The sequence below is a fragment of the Capnocytophaga sp. oral taxon 329 str. F0087 genome, assembly GCF_000213295.2.
Lineage (GTDB): Bacteria > Bacteroidota > Bacteroidia > Flavobacteriales > Flavobacteriaceae > Capnocytophaga > Capnocytophaga leadbetteri_A.
Map to the genome: position 1 here is coordinate 1 of NZ_KN390088.1, position 2,088 is coordinate 2,088.

The following is a 2,088-nucleotide window of genomic DNA, read 5'->3' on the forward strand; positions in this document are numbered from 1 at the left end:
AGAGAACTGAATAGCAAAGAACACTTTTTGGTTTTCAGCCCAGCCAGTACTATAACGATAACCTGTAATAATATTGCCGTTGTTATTAGCGTCTAACTTCTTATTTGATTTACTAAACGAGGTTTTAGTAGGGCTATCCCAGTTGATAGTATACCCCAAGTTCAGTAGTACTGATTGTTCTGCCCCTTTTTCAAAAGTATAACGATGTACAGCGTAACGTTGTGCCGCTGTGAGCTCTACATTCACTTTAGGGTCTTCTAAATATACTTGGTAGTAACCTGGTTCTGCTTTTTCGTTCTTATGGCTGTACTTAGATTTGTAAGGTACCATATCGCGAAACTCTTTTGCATTCACAGGGTATTGCTCTTTTCTGCCGTACTTTAGCTCGCTAAGGTCATACGTTTTATGAGTAGGCATCAGTAAAATATCGTTTAGGTCGCCAATACCTGTACCACTTAGGCTTAAATGACCAAAACCTACCATTAGACTATCAGAATAATGATAGCCTGAACACCAATCCCAGTGGCTAAGACCATTCACAGGACTGACCTGTATCATACCAAAAGGGGTAGTTGCCCCAGGGTAGGTATGCCCGTGTCCGCCTGTACCAATAAATGGATCTACATAGCTAATCAAGGGTTTTTGAGGTGCTTCGGTCTCTTTCTCAGTCTCTGTTTTAGACTGATGACAAGCCGACAAAAAGGCAGCTACTGCTACCAAAGAAATATGTTTTAACTTCATCATTATAACATTAACGGTTAATTAATGTGGCAAAGATATGAATAATTTATCAATTAGCCAACTTGCCAATTAGTAAATTTTTAGATTATCTAATGCGTTCTAAATATTCTGTAGGACTTTCATTGTAAAAGTCTTTGAAACATTTAGCAAAATAAGAGGGTGAAGAAAAACCTACTTCATAAGCAACCTCTGAGATGCTTTTAGCTTTACTATTAAGCAGCTGTTTGGCATATTTCACCCGTATAGTTCGAATAAGTTCATTAGGTGAGTAATCAGTAAGAGATTTTATTTTTCGGTATAAATTAGAGCGAGACAAACCAAGAGCCTCTGCTATCTCATCTACATTCAATTCAGGATTAGCAATGGCTTTTTCTACATAATGTGTAAAATCATTGATAAACTGCTGCTCTACTTTTCCTAAAGTCTCTTGTTGGGCTTCATTAAGCAAAAAGTGGCTAAAGGTCTCACGTATTTTTTTGCGATTCTCAATGAGTTTACGCACACGTGTTCTGAGGAGTCTTATATTGAAAGGTTTAGCAATATACGCATCGGCACCACTTTCAAAACCTACTTGTTTCTGCTCATCCATAGCATAGGCAGTAAGTAAAATCACAGGAATATGGTTAGTAGAAACATTGGTTTTCAATAACTGGCATAAATCAAAACCATCTACTTTTGGCATTAGCACATCGCTCACTACCACATCAGGAAGGTATTTTTTAGCTACCTCAAAACCTTCTTCACCATTTTCAGCCTCAATGATATTATAATCATCACTGAGGATATAGTGAATAAAGCGGCGCATATCAGGATTATCTTCAACAATGAGTATCAAAGGTTTTTTATCGGAAAGTTCTGTAGTATCAGGCAATGTTTTTAGGGTAGATTCCGAAGGCAATAAGTCAAGGTGCGTTTCTATGTAATTAGTATCGTACAATGTTTTAGAAGTTACCTCTTGTTGTTCTATAGGAAGATAGATATAGAAAGTAGTTCCTACATTTTCAACACTCTCTATACTAATAGTTCCGTTGTGCGAAGCTACTAAGGCCTGCACCAAAGCCAAACCTATACCAGAACCTTCACTATCAGGATTTATCTTATAGAAGTGTTCAAACACTTCTGTCTGTTTATCTTTAGGAATATACGAATCACTATTGAAGACTGAAAGACAAACTTTATCATCTTCTTTTTGCAGTTTCACTATTATTTCACCCGATATAGGTGTGTATTTAAGCGCATTAGAGAGCAAATTAAAATAAATTTTCTCTACTTTTTCCTTATCAAAAGTTATTTCAAAAGGGACTTCATCAGCTATAAACTGAAACTTGAGTTTCTTTTGCTTAATAC

General features: G+C 36.4%; 1 protein-coding gene and 1 pseudogene. Both read right to left on the reverse strand.

All coding sequences use genetic code 11. The features are described from left to right. Window positions 1–741, reverse strand: a pseudogene (locus HMPREF9074_RS11430) (glycoside hydrolase family 92 protein); the annotation flags it as partial. 85 nt (window positions 742–826) lie between these two features. After that, a partial coding sequence (locus tag HMPREF9074_RS11435; RefSeq protein WP_034540984.1) for a hybrid sensor histidine kinase/response regulator transcription factor occupies window positions 827–2,088 on the reverse strand: 1,262 nt, incomplete at its 5' end.